We start from the raw sequence: 20,152 nt of genomic DNA, 5'->3' as shown, positions 1-20,152 counted from the left end.
ACTTATTTTGCCTCTTTGGATGCTGATGTTGGAACGTAAGCAGTATGTTGGTATTGAGCGAAGCTGTTCATTTCGCTGCTCAGTGCTAATAGTTTGGTTAAAGAAATCAGATAACGGAAACGTGCCGCTGATTGCTGTGTTTCTACGCTGGCGACATACAGTTGCGCGTCAACGACATCCAAAGAGGACGATAAGCCCTGAGTGAATGCTTTTTCGCGCAAGCGTAGGTTCTCGTCCGCAAGAGCGATACTAGATTCTAGACCTTGCACTTCATCAATGGCTTGTTGTGCTTCTAGGTAGGTCTTTTGTACCAGAAGCGACAAGTCTTGCTTCGCTTGTGATTTCAGCGCATCCACTTGGGTGACCATGCTTTGTGCTGCTTTTACTTTCTCGCTACGACCAGTGGACTCAATCAGAGGGATGTTAACGCCAACACCCACTAGCCAATCCGGTTTCATTTGGCTGGCAAGGGAATCGTCTTCATATAGGCTGTAATCACCGTATAGGTAAACTTCCGGATAGTATTTGCCTTTCTCGGCTTTGATTAAGCTCGACGCTTGTTTGTGCTTGGCATCCAACAAATCTAAGCCGGGGTAGGTCAGTAGTGTTTGATCAACAAACGCACTCAACGGTGGAAGGTTGTTGTTGATAAACAGCGTTTCTGAAGGTTCTACTGAATCGCTCTGCGCTAAGATCTTGCCCAAAGCCGCTTGGGCAATACTCAGGTCACTGGCGGCTTTGCGCGTCTCGACCTTAGCTTTGTCTAATGACGCTTCCGCTTGAAGGCGCTCAACACGGGCGATTTGACCTTGCTCTTCCATTTTAATCGCAAAATCACGGTGCTTGGTTAAGCCTTTTTCTACGGCTTGACGTGTTGCTAATACTTCTTTGGCGAGCACGACCGAGAAGTAGTATTTGGAGAGATCTTCAAAGCGAGCTTGCTGCTCCATTGCGAGTTGGCTTTTTGCCTCGTCCGTTTTACCTTCTGCGGCGGTTTGAGCTGCATTGATGCGACCGCCAGTAAATATCGGCCAGATAGCACGAATCGAAGAAGAGAAGATGTCGCGTTCGGTGATCGTCGATGTGGTATTCGCAAGAGCGCTAAAAATAGGTTGGAAAACAGGTGGCACGCTAATGTGTTGCCCAGTGCTGTCGAGAATTTGCTGACCAGACAGTGTTACGTCGGTATCTAAGCGTGTGTAGTTCGCACCAATACTGACTTGCGGCAAATTGAGGTTATCAGTTGCGCTTTGTTGGTATTCGTAGCTTTCAACATTGGCACGTTGTGCTTTAAGGGAATAGTTGTTTTCTAACAACAAATTCCATGCATCATCGAATGTGATGGGAGCCGAGTGACAGGCAAGAGAAATTGAGCTGCTGAGAAGACCCAAAATCCAGAACTTTCCGGTTTGTTTCATAGTGGCTACTTTGCTTTAGAGTATAAGCTCTAATATAAAGTATTCACTACAAAGTGTTAAGTGATTGGGCAAAAGAAATGTTGGTTAAATGTTGCGCCCAGTTAAGTGGGGCTTAGCTGGACGCACCGTTGTTGTGTGACTTGTACTGATTCACTTCATCGAAGGGCAGTGAAATTCTGCTCTCCACTCAAGCTGACGAGAGCCTCGCATAGTATTCAGTAAGTCTTTACCACTCATCTGTGGGAATGAAAGCAGCACCTTGAGATCAGAAGAACTGGTGTCACTCTTTTCATAAGCCCTGACGTGCGTAAACGTTGAATACATATTCTCTGACAGCATAGCCTTATTCAGGCAAATTCCAAATGTATCGCGTTCCATGTTTTGGTGTTCCTTCTAACTATAAAAGCACCTCTGTTTATAGTTATTGCAATTGCAGATGGTGTCTAAGTGGTTGTCCTACGGTCAGTATTTGTATTTTTATCAATGTATCTTCAATTTACTGACGCAAGTGTTGAGCGTTAAATAGACTTCCAGTTGGCTGCTTTCTTTATTCGAAGCTCTGCTAGGCTTCTTGACTAAAAATTATACGATCGAAAGTCTAAAAACGCCTCAAAAACCGCTAAATTTGGTGTGATCATGTTCAAGATTTAGATGGCAATTTATGTATGATGTTGAATAAATTACAACATTATTTCGTTAGCATTATGATTGAATTTTGATATTTCACGGCGGCTATAAATGCGCTAAATGAGCCATGAGTGACAGAGCTAAGTGTTGGAACGGGTTTGTTCGAACTGAAGAAAGCACGGCACGCCTATAAATTAACCGTAAACCGTTCAGAACGTTTCGTCTGTTCACAGATTTGTCATTTGATTAGAGCGAGCATGTTAACTCAGTGTTAACTTATGCAAGTGTGCCACAGTGACGTGGAAAACTGGCGAAGATAAAGGAAATATCAATGAGTTGGAGTCGGATCAGCTTTCGTAAGCGCATGCTTATTATTATGACGCTGTCGGGTTTGATCGAACTTCTTATTCTGGTGGCTGCGGGCTTTACCTACCTAAAATTCGACCAAGAACAAGAGATGGGGGAGAAAGCGCTTGGCGTTGCTCGTTTCTTGTCTACTTCTCATATTGTTCGCGAAATGATTGAGTCTCAGAATACCGATCCTTATCAACAGCGGTTTCGTGAAATGACTGAGGCACTTGGTGCTGCGTTCATTGTGATTGGGGATAAAAATGGTGTGCGTTTGATTCACCCTGTCGACGAGCGCATCGGTAAGCCAATGAAAGGCGGCGACAACCAACGAGCGCTGGTGGAAGGTAAGTCATACATCTCGACGGCTCAAGGATCATTGGGTTATTCCGTCCGTGGTAAAGCGGCAATTTTCGATCAACAAGGCAACATCATTGGTGTGGTTTCGGTCGGTTATTTGCTGGAACGCTTACAAGACCGCATCGAGCCTTTCTTTGCATTCCTTATCTTAATGGCATTGATCGTTGTTGCTGCCAACGCGATTGTTTCCAACTATGCATCCCGAAAATTTCAGCGTGCCATTTTGGGTTTTGAACCAGAGGAAATTGGACGTTTGTACGGTGAACTCGACGTCACCATGAGCACCATTAAAGAAGGGGTATTGAGTATTGATGCCCAAGGTGTATTGCGTTCCATCAACCGAAGTGCGTGTCAGATTTTAGGAATTGAAAGGGAATCGGCTCTAAACAAACCGCTGACAGATACCCTGCGAGACAGCGATTTGTATACCGTGCTGGAAACAGGGCAAGAAGATCACGATATCGAGATCTTCCTTAATCACAAGCGTTTAATTGCCAACCGTTCGCCAATCTACGTCGAAGGAAAAATCGTCGGTGCGGTTTCCAGTTTCCGTCTGCGTGATGAAATAAACGAACTTACTGAACAGCTTTCGCAAACTAAAGAATACGCCGATTTGCTTCGCTCTCAGACTCACGAGCACAGAAATAAGCTTAATACGATCAGCGGATTGGTTCAGATGGGAGAACTCGAAGCGGTTCAACAATTGATTGGGCAAGAGACAGCACACTATCAAGCGATGATAGAGTTTTTACGCGATACCATCAAAGACCCGCTTATTGCTGGCATGTTACTGGGTAAAACCGAGCGTGCACGTGAACTGGGATTACAGTTAGTGGTAGAAGAAGGCAGTCGATTGGAGCCATTACCTGAGTGGTTAAATGCAGAAGATCTGGTCACGGTACTTGGCAACCTAATCGACAACGCTTTCGATGCGACGCTGTCTGCTATTCGTGTTGAGTCTGCGTTTGCATTAGAGCGCCGCAGCATTGATGTGTCGATCAGTGATTATGGCAACGAAGTGATTTTAGAGGTTGTCGACCAAGGGTGTGGACTGCCGGAAAACATTGAGCCACAAGAGCTTTTGAAAAAGGGCATTTCAACCAAGTCGCGTCAGAATCGAGGTGTGGGATTGCATCTTGTTAATCAACTGGCGACGCGTTATCACGGTTATGTTGAGATGCTACCAAATACAGAACATGGAACGAGAATTACCGTGTATTTGCCTAAGGAAGAACAAGTATGAATACGGCAACGCGAGTCATGATCATCGAGGATGATATTGCCATTGCAGAGCTACATCATAAATATCTGAGCCAACTCTCTGGCTTGGAAGTGGTGGGCATTGCAACGACACGGATGGAAGCAGAATTACAGCTTGAGGTGCTCAAGCCTGATTTGCTGCTCATGGATGTGTATTTACCCGATGGAACAGGATTAGAGATCCTCAATACGCTTCGTGCGAACAATCAAACTTGTGATGTGATTTTAATTACCGCGGCAAGAGACGTAGATACACTGCAACAAGCGATGCGAGGTGGTGTAGTTGATTATCTGCTTAAGCCAGTGATGTTTCCAAGGTTGGAGGCTGCATTGCAAAAGTACATTTCGCAACGCCAACAACTCCATGTCGCAGAAAGCTTGGACCAGAATTTAGTTGATAAGATGCTGCAATCAAATGTGGTACCAGACACGTCGTCGCACAGATTGCCCAAAGGGATTGATGGGGTAACTTTGGATAAAATTCGAGGATTGTTCGTCGGTGAAGAGATGTATACGGCGGATGACGCTGGAGAGCAAATTGGTGCCAGCCGAACAACGGCCAGACGTTATTTGGAATACTTGATCAGTTCTGGTGAATTAGAGGCAGACTTAAATTATGGCACGGTAGGGCGACCTGAGCGTTGCTACAGAAAAGTGACAAGGTAACTCAACTCGAACTTTAAATACTGTTCAGAAGCGCTCTGTAGTAAAAGCTAAGAGAAATGAAAAGCGGTGGCTTATTGGTAGCCACCGCTTTTGATTTGTGAAATATACAGTTTGTTTTTATGTTCTCGAAAAAGAACTTGTTTGAGCGGCTTGTTAGGCGTTAGAACTTGTACTCAAGCTTCGCTTCGATAGATCGTTCAGCACCAAACCAACAGTTGTTCTTGTCGTAACAGCTGTAGTATTCCTCATCAAAGATATTGCTCGCAGACAGCGTGACGCTTGCGCCGTCGAGTGATTGTGAAGCCGCCGATAAGTCATAGCTCGCCGCTAGGTCAACCAAGGTGTAATCTGGCACTTGGTCACTATTTTGTGCATCCATTTCTGTTTTACCTACGTAACGAACGCCAGCACTGGTGCGAAGCCCTGTTAAAGTACCTTCATAGTAGTAATTTGCCCATAAAGAAGCGGTTTGTTCTGGTACCCACACTGGCGTTTTGCCTTCTTGGTGGTAATAGCTGTCTTCTTTAATTTCCATATTGATATAGGTGTAGTTTAGCGTTAGGTCAGCTTGCGGCGTTGCTTGCCATTTCGCTTCTAGCTCTGCACCTTGAGAAACCACTTCACCAGCTTGGTATTGCGGTGCGTATGGGTTGTTAGGATCGGTCAAGATCGCGTTTTTCTTGGTGATATGGAACAGCGCTAGGTTGCCTGATACGTCACCACCCAGAGGGGCGTATTTGAAGCCCAGCTCCCATTGATGACCAGTAGAAGGGTCGAACGCTTTACCTGATGCATCAGCCCCCGCGATTGGTTCAAAACTCTCTGAGTAAGTCAGGTAAGGAGACAGACCAAAATCAAGCTCGTATAACGCACCAACTCGGAAAGATACGTTGTTTTCATCAAGCTTTTCCTTGCTCGGTGTGACTGTGCCTAGGTAATCACTCACAGTGTTGGTGTCGGATTCGTATTTATCCCAGCGAAGTCCGGCAATCATCACAAGGTTGTTGTAGCGAAGTTGGTCTTGGAAGTAAACGCCAAGCTGTTTCGTCTTGATATCCAGTGCCTGCTGGTAAGCGAACTTTAGAGCGTCGCGGTCAATCTGATTGTGATTAGGATTAAAGATGTCTTGCGTAAGTGAGTAACCTAAGGTGTCTTTGTATTTCACATCAGAATCTAGGTATTGGTAATCTAACCCTAGTAGCAAGTTATGCTCGAAATTGCCATGGGCAACGTAACCTGATAATTGGTTATCAATCACAAATGAAGTTGAATCTTCATCCGTGAGGTAAGCATTACGACCAATCGTACGATTATCAGCGGCTAATGGGCTGTTGTACGTGTTTTCTTGGTACGAGTCAGCTGTCATGTAGCGTGCATTTTGCAAGAACTGCCAGTTGTTGTTGAAGTCGTGCAGAATTTTGTAGCCAATCATCAACACTTCACGTTCATAGGTGTTCCAGTTTTTGTCGCCCAAGTAAGTATCAGGAGACAACGAACCGAGTGGGTTATCGAGAACGGAGCCCGCTACTGGAACTGTGGTGTAAATACCTGCCGAAGGATCGTTTTGGTAGTACACGTTGACATTAACAAGCGTGTTGTCTGTCGCTTGCCAGTCGAATGACGGCGCAATCAGATAACGCTCGTCTTCTGATGTCTCTGCTTGACCATCTCGCTGTTTCGCCATCCCTACGATGCGGTAGTTCACGTTTGAGTCACCAATTTGCCCAGTGGTGTCGAAGTTCACTTCTTTCAGGCTGTTGGTGCCAGTACTGACTGATACCGTGTTAGCTGGCTCGGATTGCGGAGTCTTTGCGATGATGTTGACCATGCCGCCTGGTGGAATGTTTCCATATAAAACAGACGTAGGTCCTTTGAACACTTCAACTTGCTCAACCGCAGCTGCATCAATTTGTGGCTGTAAGTTCCAACCGTTGAATAGGAGAGGGAGACCATCGTAGAAGTTGGTGTAGTTAATGAAACCACGGATATTGAATAGGTCTAGACGCGTAACGGCACCACCGCGCAGTTCGGTATTTACACCAGATGAGTAACGAAGTGCTTCGCTGACCGTGCTCACTCCGCGTAAATCCATTTCATCCTTCGTGATGATGGTGATTGCCTGTGGGGTTTCTTCTGGTTCTAATGACGTTTTTGTTGCCGTATTTCGGTAAGTCTTACCTAATACGGTCATTGTTTCGAGTTGAGTTACGTCTTCGTCAGCAACAGCGTGTCCTGCGATCAGCGCAGAAACAACAACTGCAAGTGTTGAGCGATGAAATTTAATCGGGGTTTCCATTTTTCCTAATTCCACTACTTTTTCTATTTATTGATAATGATTGTCATTTGTATTTTATAGATAGGAAAAATAGAAAAGTTAACAATTTGGTGCAACTCGCTCTAAAGGATAGGACTTTTCTCTTACTTCGAGTGTCGGCTGTAACAACGCTCTACGGGTAACCAGTATTGCATTTGGGCGCTATCACTGTCGGGTTGGTAGTCTGCCGGATAGTTTTCAAGCTCATACCCATCGACGCCGCGATAATTTGAAGCAGGTAACCAACACATGATGAACCACTCAAGGGTTTGTGCAAGTTTCGCTGCCTTACCGATGTGAGTGATTACGGCATAAGTTTGCTGTGGTACGAATAAGGTCTCTAACTGGTCAGACACTGCATTTGGAATGCTTGGTAAATGGACATTGTCGTCGAGTTCATAACCTGCCCAATATTGAAGATTCGAACCATCAAAGTGAGGGTGGGTAACATCAATAACACCGAGATGGCGAACTGGTGACTCTTCGACTTGATCGGCAATAAGAGAAAGCTGAAGCCACAACTGCGGGACTTTGTAATGGAAGTTTGGAGAAGGGGAGAACAAACCGCTGATTGGTTGAGAAAGCCCCTGTAGATAAAAGCTTGGTTTCGTTTCTATCTTTACTTCGATAAAGTGCCCGTCATTGTGTGACGCTTCTGGAAGGTGGCGTAACGTAAATGGTTTACGTAACCCTGATAACTGTTGGTTCTTTCTATATTCGCGAGGGCTGACAGAAAACATCTGCTTGAATGCGCGGCTGAATGCGTGCTCGGAGGCAAACCCCATTTCCAGCGCAATATCCAAAGAGCGCTCACTTCCGCCGACTAATCGCTCTGCTGCGTAGCTTAACTTAAGCTCTCTAACGTAGTTTGCAACCGAAAGTCCTGTTTGCTGCTGAAACACGCGCTGCAACTGCCAGCGAGACCAGCAACTTTGTTGCGAGATGTCATCAACGCTCAAAGGGGAATCAAGATTACTATGAATGTAATCCAATACGCCTTGAATACGATGCGTCGATTGCTGTTTTGCTGAGCCCTGATTCATAGCAGTCCTAACGTGTGTTGATAGAATTCTCCATTATCTTTAATTAAGTATCATTATCAACAACTATGAAGTAGAGTTGTAAATTCTGCATAGTGCACAGAGCTTATGTAATGGATTGCAAAATTGAACAATAAATAATCTTTTTAGAGTTTTTGCTTAAATTTTATCACTAGACTGGGCAGGGTATTTATTTCTTTTAATTCAATTAATTATGATGATTCGTGTAAATTATTTAAACGTTTGCACCGCCAAGTGTTGATGTAAATCAAATAGTCGTAGACAATACGCCCCCGTGTCGGAAATCTCCTCCGAAGAGTGCAAGGTTGTACTCGAGAGACATAAGCGTCTTATATGACCTCCAAATGTTGAGAACCAGACTATGTTTAAGGGGCTCAGTAGTTGTAGTGATTTGAGACTATAGGCTTTACCTATCAACGTAATAGGTAAGACCAATTTTCTATTTTTGAGTGCCATTGATAGGGTTGGCTCAATCCTTTAGCCGTATCCGGGCACACAATAAGTACCTCGTTTTTAAGGGAAAGATGATGGTAATACCAGAAAACAGCAGCATCGTTATTTTTGGTGCTTCAGGTGACCTTACGTACCGTAAGTTAATTCCTGCTCTCTACCACCTCTATGCGAACAAACAGCTTCCAGAGAATTTTGCCATTCTTGGCGTAAGTCGTACTGAGTACAGCGACGATTCTTACCGCGAAAAGCTGAAAAAATCGCTTCAGGAAATGGAGAAAACTGAGCCAGAAACGCTTAATGCATTTATCAATCACCTGCATTACCAAGCAATCAATACTTCTGACACACAAGATTACAGCAAGTTGGCGACACGCTTAGACCAACTGGCAAACGAATACCAATTCGAACAACGTAATACGCTTTTCTATCTTGCAACGCCACCAAGCCTATACAGCGTGATTCCTGCAAGCCTTGCAGCTCACGGTCTGAACAATGAGGAAGATGGTTGGAAGCGTCTGATCATTGAGAAACCATTCGGGTACGACCTTGAATCAGCGCGTTTACTGGATAAAGAGATCCACGAACACTTCCAAGAGCATCAGATCTACCGTATCGACCACTACCTAGGTAAAGAAACGGTTCAAAACCTGCTTGTACTTCGTTTCTCTAACGCTATGTTTGAGCCGTTGTGGAACCGTAACTTCATTGATTACGTGGAAATCACAGGCGCAGAATTCTTAGGCGTAGAAGAGCGTGGCGGTTACTACGATGGTTCAGGTGCGGTTCGCGACATGTTCCAAAACCACTTGCTACAAGTACTGGCAATGGTTGGTATGGAGCCACCTGCACAAATCAATGCTGACGCGATGCGTGATGAAGTCGTGAAAGTGCTTCAGTGTCTTAAACCACTGGATGAAGACGCACTTCGCAACGACCTTGTATTGGGTCAGTACACGGCGTCTGAAGTTCGTGGTCAACAACTTCCAGGTTACCGTGAAGAGAACGGCGTAGCAGACGATTCTCGTACTGAGACTTACATCGGTCTGAAAGCTTACATCAACAACTGGCGTTGGAATGGCGTGCCTTTCTACGTACGTACAGGTAAGCGTCTACCGACTCGCGTGACAGAAGTGGTTATCCACTTTAAACAAACACCACACCCAGTGTTTGGACAAAACGCACCAGAGAACAAGCTGATTATTCGTATTCAGCCAGACGAAGGCATCCAAATGAGCTTTGGTCTGAAAGAGCCGGGCGCAGGCTTTAAAGCGAAGGAAGTGAAAATGAACTTCCACTACGCTGACCTGCAAGAAACCCAAATGCTAACTGCTTATGAGCGTCTACTTCTTGATGCCCTAAACGGTGATGCGACGCTATTTGCTCGTAGCGATGCGGTTGAAGCGTGTTGGAAATACGTGCAACCAATTCTAGATTTCAAGCAAGACCCACAAGCGTTATTCGGATACGCATGTGGTACATGGGGACCAAAAGAAGCGGACGACTTACTACAGCGAGCTAACCGCGCATGGCGTTTCCCTTGTAAAAACCTAACAGATACGGACTACTGCGAACTATGATCAACCACAAGATCTACCAAACAGCAGAGCAGGTAGTAGAAAGCCTTGCTAACGATATGAAAGCGTTTAGCGAAATGGGCCGACCTGTTCACATCTCTCTTTCTGGCGGCAGCACACCTAAAATGCTGTTTAAGCTTCTGGCAACAGAGGCTTACGCGACGTCAATTCAGTGGCAAAACCTCCACTTCTGGTGGGGTGATGAGCGCTGCGTTGCACCTGATGATGCAGAAAGCAACTATGGCGAAGCAAATGCTCTACTCTTTACGCAGGTCAATATTCCTGCTGAGAACATTCACCGTATCCGTGGTGAAGAAGAGCCAAAAGTAGAAGCAGAACGTTTTGCGAAAGAGATGGCAGAAGTGATTCCAACTGAAAATGGCACTCCTGTGTTTGATTGGATCTTGCTTGGTGTTGGCGCAGATGGTCATACTGCATCACTGTTCCCAGGTCAGACAAACTACGATGATGAGAACCTATCAGTGTTGGCGTCTCATCCTGAGTCTGGTCAGATTCGCGTATCAAAGACGGCACGCGTATTAGAAGCAGCGAAGCGCATCAGTTACTTAGTACTTGGTGCTGGTAAAGCAGATATCATTGAGGAGATTAACAGCTCACCAGCACGCGTACTTCCATATCCGGCGGCGAAGATCCAAGCGACATCGGGTCTGACGGAATGGTATTTAGATTTAGACGCAGCGGCGAAAATCGTTTAAGACGGTCGCTGGTCGAATAAAAGACAATTGGAGAGAAACAATGAAAGGTGATATCGGTGTAATCGGCCTTGCTGTAATGGGTCAAAACCTTATCCTAAACATGAACGACCACGGCTTTAAAGTTGTGGCTCACAACCGTACTGCTGCTAAAGTAGACGAGTTCCTGGAAGGTCCGGCGAAAGGCACAAACATCATCGGTGCATACTCTCTAGAAGAACTAGTAGAGAAGCTAGAAGCGCCACGTAAAGTGATGTTGATGGTTCGCGCAGGTGAAGTTGTAGACAAGTTCATCGAAGCTCTAGTACCTCTACTAGACAAAGGCGACATCATTATTGACGGTGGTAACACTAATTACCCAGATACAAACCGTCGCGTTGCTGCACTACGTGAAAAAGGCATCCACTTCATCGGTACTGGTGTATCTGGTGGTGAAGAAGGTGCTCGTTTCGGTCCATCAATTATGCCTGGTGGTTCTGCTGAAGCGTGGGAAGCTGTTAAGCCTATCTTCCAAGGTATTGCAGCGAAAACTGACGCTGGTGAGCCTTGTTGTGACTGGGTTGGTAACGATGGTGCAGGTCACTTCGTTAAGATGGTACACAACGGTATCGAATACGGCGACATGCAGCTTATCACTGAAGCTTACCAGTTCATGAAAGACGGTCTTGGTATGTCTGCAGATGAGATGCAAGCTGTATTCGCAGATTGGAACAAGACTGAGCTAGATAGCTACCTTGTTGAAATCACTGCTGACATCCTTGGCTACAAAGATGAAGACGGTGAACCACTAGTAGAGAAGATCCTAGATACAGCGGGCCAAAAAGGTACTGGTAAATGGACTGGTATCAACGCACTAGACTTAGGTATTCCACTGACTCTTATCTCTGAATCTGTATTCTCTCGTTGCCTATCTGCATTGAAAGACCAACGTGTTGAAGCTGAGTCTCTATTCGGTAAGACAATCACACCAGTTGAAGGCGACAAGCAAGAGTGGGTTGATGCACTACGTCAAGCACTACTAGCATCTAAAATCATCTCTTACGCTCAAGGCTTCATGCTAATGCGCGAAGCATCGAACGAAAATGGTTGGGACCTAAACTACGGTAACGTAGCACTAATGTGGCGTGGTGGTTGTATTATCCGTTCTGCGTTCCTAGGCAACATTCGTGATGCGTACGAAGCGAACCCAGATATCGCATTCCTAGGTTCTGATGAGTACTTCAAAAACATCCTACAAGGCAGCCTAGCGGCATGGCGTAAAGTAGCAGCGAAATCTCTAGAGTCTGGTATCCCAATGCCATGTACGATTTCTGCGCTATCTTTCCTAGATGGTTACACAACTGCTCGTCTACCAGCTAACCTGCTTCAAGCTCAACGTGACTACTTCGGTGCTCACACTTACGAGCGTACGGATCGTCCACGTGGTGAATTCTTCCACACAAACTGGACTGGTACAGGCGGTAACACAGCGTCGACAACTTACGACGTTTAATTGCGCTTTAGTGATTTAAAACAAAAGGATGCCAAGTGGCATCCTTTTTTAATGACTGTTGCAACCTGTGCTCCTTGGGTTCAAATCTAACGTAACGCTCAGAATCCATACCTTGAAGTCACTTGGGCATATAGGCATATTTCGTCCTTATATTCCCTCCAGGTGTTGGAGTTTTGATTCAAACCGAAAGGGGAGAAACGAAACTCTTTGGTTTTAACGCCACCAAAGAACAGTCGAGTGACTGCAAGACATTCTCTGCAGTATTACCAATGACCATGCCTTGAATGCCCGTTCGAGCAATGGTGCCCATTACAAGCACATCTACATCCTCTTTATTGACCCAGTTTGGTATCTGCTCATCAGCGGAACCGTGCAAGTGATGGATAAAGAACTCACCATCAATTTCAGAAATTTGGATGATGGAATCCAATGCTTCACGGTGTGCGATTCGGTGAGCATCGATTTGTTGATCGAGCACTTCATCTTCAATCTGAATCCAAATATGATGCCTAAGATAGCTTTCCATCTGATACTCCCAACAAGACACGATGTGCAATTGTTGGTTGTAGGAGTCTGCGATGGAGTGGGCTAACTGGAGAAGATGGATGGTTAATTCTTGCTGCTCTTCACTGGAAATGATGGGATCGATAGCCACCGCCACTCGTTTCGATACCGTTACATGTTTTGCTGCTCGGTTTAGCCATACAGGGCAAGGGCATTTACGCAATAATTTCATATCGAGCGCTTTAAACCCTTTTGTTCCCTCATCCAGTGGCTCAGCATCTTTGATTACCAGATCGTAGTGGTGTTTATTAACTTGTTGAATGATAGAGACAACAGGTTTGTCACCGCTCTCAACGCTGATTGGGAACGGCTCTACATCGTCAGAGAAAGGATCGTTCAACTGTGCGGTTTTAATGTCAGTAAATAGTGAGTCTATCAGAGAATTTTCGTAGGTCTGTTGGTATTCGCGCATATTGGATGGCATCTCAGGGCACACGATAAGCCCAGATAAGCGAGCGTCATGGATTGTGGCAAGTTTCATTGCTTGTTCCAGTGAGTCACTTTTGCCAGCCAATCCTTGGCTAACGAACAAGATGTTTTTGAATCTTTTCATACGCACCTCCTTTTTATTAAGTGTTGTATCAGAAAGGTAATATTTCCATGTTTATAGTGTGGTTACTTGGCCTGAAACAACATAAATTGGATGTGCAAACTGAGATCAATACCTTAGCTAGATTACGGATGATTGAGTTTGAACGCGGCTTGAAAGTGAAAACGCCCAAAAAGGGAATCTTTGGGCGTTTCGTTATCTGGAGGAATGGCTAGGAAAAGAAAGTCGTTTGTTAAGAACACAACGAAACAGCTTCTTCAGACTGCAATGGGTAAGGGCGCGAATAGTGGTAGCCTTGGACCAAAGAGTGGCACTCTTTAAGCATCTGATGATGCTGAGCGTCTTCAACACCTTCAAAAATCAAACCACGAGAACAAAATGGTGCTAAGAAGTACTCTAACGCTTGTATAGACTCTAGATCCGCGTACTTGAGGAAGCTTTTGTCGATTTTAATACGGTCCCAAAAGATGGTGTCGAGCGACATATTGGCGAGTTTGTTGTTGCTATGATAATCATCCAACCAAATTTCGATGTTGTTTGCCTGTAACTGCGACAAGTTATGGTGTATTTCTTTCGATTCGGTATAGCAATCAAGTTCACTGATTTCTAATGCGAACTTGGCTCCGTTGAAGCTTAAGAGCTTTTGTACAAAGTGCTCGTCAGCCAAACATGAAAGCTTAATATTAAATGAGTGTCGCTGGTGTGGGTATTGGGCGAGAGAAAATTGAATTTGCTGTAAAGCGAGCGTTTGAATAAACGAATTATCTACAATTGAAAAGAAGACGTCGTTATTAATGTTATTTTTGTCAAAAGTACAAATCTTCGATAACGTTTCGTAATATTGAATTTCTTGACTTTTAGGGCAAATGATAGGTTGTACTAATGTTTCTATATCAAAGTCAGTCAATTTGAAGTTAGGCAGGTAAGGCTTATTCCTTTGCATATTATTCACTTTTTCAATTTAATATTACGACGTTACACTTAAGCATTGTTTTGCATTTTATATCCAAAGTAATTACTTCAGGAAATTAAGAATTATAATAGCGCTATAAATTATATTTAATGTTCATTAAGCACCGTGAGGAAAGCAGGTGCTTAATGAAGGTTGAGAGTGGCTTATTTCGCGACCACTGATAGCTCTACGTCGAACTCGTCACGACCACTGATGCTGAAATAGTATTGACCCGTTTTTATGGTGCCGTCTTCATTCTTTGGAATCGAAATGGATTCGTTACTGCCATGAGTAAAGTTGGTCCACTCGTACTCAAAGTAGTGACAGACTTTGTCATAACAAGCATATAAATCGGCGTCACCGCTACCAGTAATCGATACTTCCAATTGATTGAAGTTCTGCGTCACGTCGACGAAGAAAAGTTTCTCTGCGAACTTTTCACCACTAACTTGAACACTGGTATTGAGCTCAATTTTCTTCGGTTTTTCTTTTGGCTTCGGCTTAGAAATGTCCGTGTCATCGATGTCTTTGGTTACTTCATCTAGCCAGGAGTGAAACTCTGTATTGTAGGCAGGACCGAGTCGTTCAAGGAGTTTAACCCACTCTTTGTATTGTCCGGTACGTGAATATCCCAAAAGCTCGGTTACGTCTTCAGGGTGCTTTTCTAACATAAAGCGTACGGCTAGGTAGCCCCAACGGTAAACACGATTCAAACCGTCGCTGTAGTTGGTACGGAACACTTCATCTAATGTATGAGTTTTGTCTTTACCAAGTACTAATGCCGCGGTATAGCCGTCTTTGTAGTGCATGTATTCAGCGAAGCCTTCTAACCACCAAACGATGCTACCTTCGCGCATTGTCTCGTGGAAGTCACCGTATTGGTTAAATCGTCCGTCCAAATAGTGAATGTATTCATGCTCTAAGTTTAGAATCGAAAAGTCGTCATCCCATCCGTTTTGATAAGCGACGAATCGAGGTACATTTCCTTGCTTGGAAGGGTCTCGTTCGAGGAATTGTCCGCCGTTGTTGGTCGTGTTGCCGAATAGGAAGCTAGAGTAGGTTGAATAGTCGTTTTTGGTTTTAAAAACAATAACGTCAACACTGTCGCTATGATCATCAGCGACAGGCTGATATCCCGTGTTAACAATTTGGTGGAAGTCATCTTCTTTCAGGTTCAATGTTTCGCAGCTTGTCACTGCTTGAGCTTCAGTCATTTCCTGAGCGAGTATTTGCGCAGGTCCACGACAGTCGTAACTGAATGTCATGATTTTCTGTTTTAGATCTTGCTTCGCATTACCAAGCCCGAGTTGTTCTAGGTAATCCGGCGCATAAGCATTGACCATTTCAGCAATACCAACCCATATTCGGTCCGATTTACCACCGAGTGGGTAACGTGCCAACAAGCTACGTAAAGTATCGATGACGACTTGTTTTGTGCTCGCATCTTGGGTTTTGACAAGTCTAGCGAGCTCACGGGCGGCGTTGCCGAGTAATTGTTCAGAATCCGTTCCGATCGCCCATTCGTTGTTGGTTATAAAAGCACTCAAACGATGAATATAACGTGGGTCAGACTCGATAAGATCGTAAAACGCTTTGGTTTGGGAATGGCCTGCCATAGCGATAAAAACATTGTTGATCGCTTTGCGATAATAGTAGCTCTCGCTTTTGTCTTCAGAAAAGGTATCGAGGACAGCGAATACATCGGGAGCGGCAATGGCAAGTTGTCTAATGCTATCAACAACAATCAACATGGATGCCAGTGCTTCTTGTTGTTCACGTCCATCTGTTAATGCGTGTGGTGAGCGTAAAAACTCTTGGATCGTAGCGGCGATCTCTGCGCCCAATTCCGAAGGGAAAGGCTGTAAGTCTCGTGCAAACGTGTCGTGTCGGTTCTTATACGCTGCTTTGATAAACTCGCCCAAGTAATAAATCTGCTGAGCTTGTTCCTTTTTCCCTTTATAAGCTTCAATTGCTTTTTTTAAGCCAGCGCTAATTCGTGTGACACTCAATGTGCTAAAAACGGTATCTGCTTGTTCAGCAGAAGGGGAGAACCAAGTTCTCATACACTCGTAGTCGCTGTTGGCGACACGTGATTCGATATTAACTCGGTCAAGGTTAAGTTCCGTAACAGTACATTTTCCTTTGTGTGGGAAAAGCTCGGTATCGTCATCTACGTCAGTATCGTCGTCAGTGGTTCCGTCGTCTTTGGTAGAGTCATCATCACCCGTAGTGTCATCATCTGAGTCTTTATCATCGTCTGATGTTGTATCATCATCGGTAACGGTGTCGTCATCGTTGACAGTATCCGTATCGTCATCATCTGCTGTAGAATCTGAATCTGAATCTGAATCTGAATCTGAATCTGAATCTGCGTCAGTGGTGTCATCATTTTTATCGCCGGAATCCACATCAGCGATAGGAACCGTCGTGACACCTCCGGAAGAATCATCGCCACCACATCCAGTTAAAACACCAAGCATGGATAAAAGAAGACATGCGGTTGTAATATTTTTCATAGAATTAGTATTGTAATTAAAATGGGATTTAAATATATATTTTTACTAATCCATAGTTAAATAATAGGATTTAATAAGAAAATAAATATGTCTTATGATCCTTGAGGATATTTAAATGTGATATTAATCAGATAACCATTTTTTATAACGTTAGTAGAATTGTTAATTGGGAAGGAAAAATTGATTTTGATATACATAACGTCACTTTTTAACCTTAGTCGACGAGTATATGAAAAAAATATATTTTCCGATCATCAGTACACTGATGGCTTCTTTTGCCCATGCTAATACGTTACCTGCACCTACTTGGCATGAATTCCAATTAAATGACGGCTCTAGGAAAGAGCTAAAACTTTATGGCGACCAAGAATCTTTTTGGTATCAAGACCGGGAAGGCATTATCTACGTCTATGACGAAGATACAGGATGGTTTTATGGTCAACACGAAGTGGTTGATGGTCGCTTTGTTGCGACTTCAATTGGTGTGGAAGCCAAATTAGAAACACCACAATCAGTGAAAGCACTGTTAAAAGAAAAAGTCAGTCCGACGTCCTCTTTAGTACCTTCTAGTCGTATTGATCCGCTAAGCGATGCCTATTTTGAGCAAACGCCACTTCGAGCGGTTAACGCGACAGATGACCCAAAGCATCAGCCTTTGTTGGTTGTCCAAGTAAGCTTCAATGATGAAGCGTTTGTGAACGACTTTACCGATGTGATTTTTGGTGACAACCAACAAAGCGTCAAAGACTACTTCCACAAGAACAGTTACGGACGTTATATCGTTGAACCGGCAAGAGAAACACAAGGCACAGCGAATGATGGTGTTATCGATATTACGCTGGACATTGCACATCCGAATTGCCATTCAAAAAATGATTCGACGTGTGATGGTAAGCTAAAAGCGGCGTTCAAGGCGGCTTACGATAAGTTAGATCGTTACGTAGATTTGTCGACTTACGACGATAACAACGATGACAAAATTAGCCCTGATGAGCTGTCGGTGATGTTTGTATTTGCAGGATACGATAAATCTGCGGGCTCAATTAACACACCATATATCTGGCCTCACCGCTTCAGTCACAATACAGTTGAGATCGATGGTAAGACGATCCGTGATTACTGTTTGTTTGCGGACTTCCAAGGCAATCATCAGTCTACGATGGGGGTCATTGCCCATGAGCTTGGACACTTGATGCTTGGACTTCCGGATTTATACTCCTACAAGCATTCTGGTTCCGTGGGCCAATGGGGTCTTATGGGCGGAGGAAGCTGGGCAAGAAAACAAGGCGATAGCTACGCAGGGGAAACTCCGGTCAATATGCTGGCGTGGAGTAAGGAAGCTGCTGGTTTCATTAAACCTAAGGTCATTGATACTTCTGGTTCCGCGACCATTGAAACGGCACAAGGCGAGGGAGTGATGTATCTCGACCCTTACTTGAAGCAACAAGGACCTAGAGCGTACTTCGAAAACCGCCGCAAAAACCAATATGACCGTGCGTTATCTGGTGAAGGGCTACTAATCACAGCAGTGAGCGTGGACAATCGCTTTAACGACAATGGTCCAATGCAAGTACAGGTTTTCCAAGCGGATGGGCTTGATGAATTACAAACGCGTGGTTGGTCTGATCAGGGGGACGTGTTCCCTGGTTCAAGCAATGTAGTGACAGTTACGGACGATACATCGCCTTCGCTAAAAACAATCACTGGCGGGCGCGAAACCAATATCTCAATTAATGATATTGCGAGCACAGCGCAAAATGGATCGCTACGAGCGTCAATTCCTTCTTCAAACAATAAATCGGCGTGGATCACCTCACTGTCAAGAACTTACGTTTATGAAGACTCACGCAATAACACAATAGGGTTTGGGTTAGATAACAACGAAGGTTACAAGACATTGGTAGGTTTCTACTTGTATGCGAAACCAATTCAGCCAAATGCCGATATGCGCTACCGCATGTTTAAGTATGACTTAACGACTAACCGCTGGGGGAATGCATCTATCAACGTTGATACACAAGTTGAAGTGTCATCGGGTGCGATTCCTGATTCGGGCGGTCGAGTGATGTTTGCTGCACCATTTGAGATTGATGACGGCGAACAGCTGTTGGTGATTGAGTTAGAAAACGCGAAGCCAGAGTACAGCTACTCATTCTTGGATGCTTACTTGTCTAACGGACAGAAAAAGAAACAGTTTTTCGGTACTACAAATACGTACAAGACGAATGGTTTAAGCGAAGGTCGTGGTCGTAACTATCCGTTTGCTGCTTTGTTAGAAAAACCTCAAGCAAAACCGAGCATTACTGCCCAGAGAGACTCTGTGACGTTAATGAGTGGTGAAAGCGTTACGATTGATGTATTAGCGAACGATCGTTCTTCTGATGCAAATAACACCATTAAGTTGGACAAAATTACGACAAAGCCAGCGATTGGCAGTGCAGAAATTGCTGGGCAGAAAATTCGTTACTCAGTACCTGTTTCAGATATTCCTGAGCAGAGAACAGTGATGAAGTATCAAGTGTCTGACGATTTTGGTACGACGGCTGAAGGTGAAGTTGTTATCACCGTCAATTCTCCAGTTGTTACAGCGAGCAACCTTCAATACAAAACCCAAGAAGACAAGCCTTTAGCACTTGAATTACGTCAGCAGCAAGGATTGGAGAAGGGTGACACCATCGTGATTAAAACCGCGCCTAAGCATGGTAAGTTAGATGGCGATACCTACCAAAGTGATGAAAACTATTTTGGTAACGACCAGTTTGAATTTGCAATTGTGAAAGAAAACGGGCGTGAATCTAACACTGCAACGGCTGTAATAACGATTGAAGCGGTCAATGATGAGCCAACGTTTGTGGTAAAAGCAAGCCGTAAAGAGGGCCTAGAAAACGACAAAGTTACATTATCAGCCCTTGATCTAAAAGATGTTGACTCAGCTGATCACTCGTTCAAATGGCGCCAAGTTTCAGGAACTACCGCTAAGTTTACCACCACAGAGACACCAAATGTGGAAGTGACTTTACCGAAAGTCAGCAAGAAAAGTGAAAAGCTGACGTTTGAAGTGGCGGTAAACGACAAAGATGGCGCGATCATTACCAAAACCGTTGAAGTGGTCGTTAAGCAAGCTGTTGTGTCGGAAACCGATCCTGGTAAAAGTGAAGAAGGTGGCTCAATGGGCTTGTGGATTACTTTGTGTATGATGCTAATTAGCCTAAGAACAAAGAGTAATAATTTGTACAGATTCATAATAAGGAATGATATTCCGTAGAAAAGCATTATAATTCATT

The 20,152-nt window shown here is 44.4% G+C and carries 13 protein-coding genes; 6 read left to right on the top strand and 7 right to left on the bottom strand.

Annotated elements, in window-relative coordinates:
- Nucleotides 1–2: 2 nt before the first annotated feature.
- Nucleotides 3–1,418, bottom strand: a complete 1,416-nt coding sequence (locus AACR11_RS01515) for a TolC family protein (protein WP_029788135.1) — start codon at nt 1,416–1,418, stop codon at nt 3–5.
- Nucleotides 1,419–1,568: 150 nt separating this feature from the next.
- Nucleotides 1,569–1,796 (bottom strand): hypothetical protein, encoded by a 228-nt coding sequence (locus AACR11_RS01510; RefSeq protein WP_005446009.1) that lies wholly within the window; start codon nt 1,794–1,796, stop codon nt 1,569–1,571.
- Between the two features lie 580 nt (nt 1,797–2,376).
- Here AACR11_RS01510 and AACR11_RS01505 point away from each other — a divergent pair.
- Nucleotides 2,377–3,996 (top strand): ATP-binding protein, encoded by a 1,620-nt coding sequence (locus tag AACR11_RS01505; protein ID WP_005446007.1) that lies wholly within the window; start codon nt 2,377–2,379, stop codon nt 3,994–3,996.
- Complete coding sequence (locus tag AACR11_RS01500) at nt 3,993–4,679, top strand: response regulator (protein ID WP_029788136.1); 687 nt, start codon at nt 3,993–3,995, stop codon at nt 4,677–4,679. The genes AACR11_RS01505 and AACR11_RS01500 overlap by 4 nt, the downstream gene beginning before the upstream one ends.
- A gap of 160 nt (nt 4,680–4,839) precedes the next feature.
- On the opposite strand, the gene AACR11_RS01495 is transcribed toward AACR11_RS01500, so the two are convergent.
- Both AACR11_RS01495 and AACR11_RS01490 read right to left on the bottom strand, forming a co-directional pair.
- Nucleotides 4,840–6,975 carry a TonB-dependent siderophore receptor gene (locus tag AACR11_RS01495; RefSeq protein WP_079325479.1) on the bottom strand — a complete coding sequence of 712 codons (2,136 nt, stop codon included), beginning with the start codon at nt 6,973–6,975 and terminating at the stop codon, nt 4,840–4,842.
- Nucleotides 6,976–7,097: 122 nt separating this feature from the next.
- Nucleotides 7,098–8,036, bottom strand: coding sequence for an AraC family transcriptional regulator (locus AACR11_RS01490; protein WP_029788138.1), 939 nt, complete (start codon nt 8,034–8,036; stop codon nt 7,098–7,100).
- Between the two features lie 545 nt (nt 8,037–8,581).
- On the opposite strand from AACR11_RS01490, the gene zwf reads away from it, so the two are divergent.
- Genes zwf through gnd form a run of 3 tightly spaced genes read left to right on the top strand, consistent with a single transcriptional unit; the run spans nt 8,582 to nt 12,286 of the window.
- The gene (gene zwf, locus AACR11_RS01485; RefSeq protein ID WP_079325477.1) at nt 8,582–10,084 is read left to right on the top strand and encodes a glucose-6-phosphate dehydrogenase; all 1,503 of its coding nucleotides are present in this window, start codon (nt 8,582–8,584) and stop codon (nt 10,082–10,084) included.
- The gene (pgl, locus tag AACR11_RS01480; protein ID WP_009697496.1) at nt 10,081–10,797 is read left to right on the top strand and encodes a 6-phosphogluconolactonase; all 717 of its coding nucleotides are present in this window, start codon (nt 10,081–10,083) and stop codon (nt 10,795–10,797) included. Before zwf ends, pgl begins: the two co-directional genes overlap by 4 nt.
- 40 nt (nt 10,798–10,837) lie before the next feature.
- The gene (gene gnd, locus AACR11_RS01475) at nt 10,838–12,286 is read left to right on the top strand and encodes a decarboxylating NADP(+)-dependent phosphogluconate dehydrogenase (protein ID WP_005445995.1); all 1,449 of its coding nucleotides are present in this window, start codon (nt 10,838–10,840) and stop codon (nt 12,284–12,286) included.
- 178 nt (nt 12,287–12,464) lie between these two features.
- Here the strand turns inward: gnd and AACR11_RS01470 are convergent, their stop codons facing one another.
- The 3 genes from AACR11_RS01470 to AACR11_RS01460 all read right to left on the bottom strand — a co-directional run bounded on the left by AACR11_RS01470 (nt 12,465) and on the right by AACR11_RS01460 (nt 16,832).
- The gene (locus AACR11_RS01470; RefSeq protein ID WP_050921390.1) at nt 12,465–13,403 is read right to left on the bottom strand and encodes a universal stress protein; all 939 of its coding nucleotides are present in this window, start codon (nt 13,401–13,403) and stop codon (nt 12,465–12,467) included.
- Nucleotides 13,404–13,632: 229 nt separating this feature from the next.
- A complete protein-coding gene (locus AACR11_RS01465) occupies nt 13,633–14,343 on the bottom strand; it encodes an EAL domain-containing protein (RefSeq protein ID WP_005445992.1) in 711 nt (236 codons plus the stop codon).
- A gap of 173 nt (nt 14,344–14,516) precedes the next feature.
- Nucleotides 14,517–16,832: a M9 family metallopeptidase gene (locus AACR11_RS01460; protein WP_079325475.1), complete on the bottom strand. Its 2,316-nt coding sequence runs from the start codon at nt 16,830–16,832 to the stop codon at nt 14,517–14,519.
- Between the two features lie 265 nt (nt 16,833–17,097).
- Between AACR11_RS01460 and AACR11_RS01455 the strand changes: the two genes are divergently transcribed.
- Nucleotides 17,098–20,133: a M6 family metalloprotease domain-containing protein gene (locus tag AACR11_RS01455; RefSeq protein ID WP_029788143.1), complete on the top strand. Its 3,036-nt coding sequence runs from the start codon at nt 17,098–17,100 to the stop codon at nt 20,131–20,133.
- Nucleotides 20,134–20,152: the final 19 nt, after the last annotated feature.

The sequence above is a fragment of the Vibrio sp. L85 genome (genome assembly GCF_963871815.1).
Classification (GTDB): Bacteria; Pseudomonadota; Gammaproteobacteria; order Enterobacterales; family Vibrionaceae; genus Vibrio; species Vibrio harveyi.
Note: the sequence above shows the minus strand (reverse complement) of the source record. Positions and strands in the feature narration are given on the sequence as shown.

Bases quoted from the DNA above. Each gene is read 5' to 3' on its own strand.
- AACR11_RS01515 (WP_029788135.1), bottom strand. From the start codon at position 1,418: ATGAAACAAACCGGAAAGTTCTGGATTTTGGGTCTTCTCAGCAGCTCA.
- AACR11_RS01510 (WP_005446009.1), bottom strand. From the start codon at position 1,796: ATGGAACGCGATACATTTGGAATTTGCCTGAATAAGGCTATGCTGTCA.
- AACR11_RS01505 (WP_005446007.1), top strand. From the start codon at position 2,377: ATGAGTTGGAGTCGGATCAGCTTTCGTAAGCGCATGCTTATTATTATG.
- AACR11_RS01500 (WP_029788136.1), top strand. From the start codon at position 3,993: ATGAATACGGCAACGCGAGTCATGATCATCGAGGATGATATTGCCATT.
- AACR11_RS01495 (WP_079325479.1), bottom strand. From the start codon at position 6,975: ATGGAAACCCCGATTAAATTTCATCGCTCAACACTTGCAGTTGTTGTT.
- AACR11_RS01490 (WP_029788138.1), bottom strand. From the start codon at position 8,036: ATGAATCAGGGCTCAGCAAAACAGCAATCGACGCATCGTATTCAAGGC.
- zwf (WP_079325477.1), top strand. From the start codon at position 8,582: ATGGTAATACCAGAAAACAGCAGCATCGTTATTTTTGGTGCTTCAGGT.
- pgl (WP_009697496.1), top strand. From the start codon at position 10,081: ATGATCAACCACAAGATCTACCAAACAGCAGAGCAGGTAGTAGAAAGC.
- gnd (WP_005445995.1), top strand. From the start codon at position 10,838: ATGAAAGGTGATATCGGTGTAATCGGCCTTGCTGTAATGGGTCAAAAC.
- AACR11_RS01470 (WP_050921390.1), bottom strand. From the start codon at position 13,403: ATGAAAAGATTCAAAAACATCTTGTTCGTTAGCCAAGGATTGGCTGGC.
- AACR11_RS01465 (WP_005445992.1), bottom strand. From the start codon at position 14,343: ATGCAAAGGAATAAGCCTTACCTGCCTAACTTCAAATTGACTGACTTT.
- AACR11_RS01460 (WP_079325475.1), bottom strand. From the start codon at position 16,832: ATGCTTGGTGTTTTAACTGGATGTGGTGGCGATGATTCTTCCGGAGGT.
- AACR11_RS01455 (WP_029788143.1), top strand. From the start codon at position 17,098: ATGAAAAAAATATATTTTCCGATCATCAGTACACTGATGGCTTCTTTT.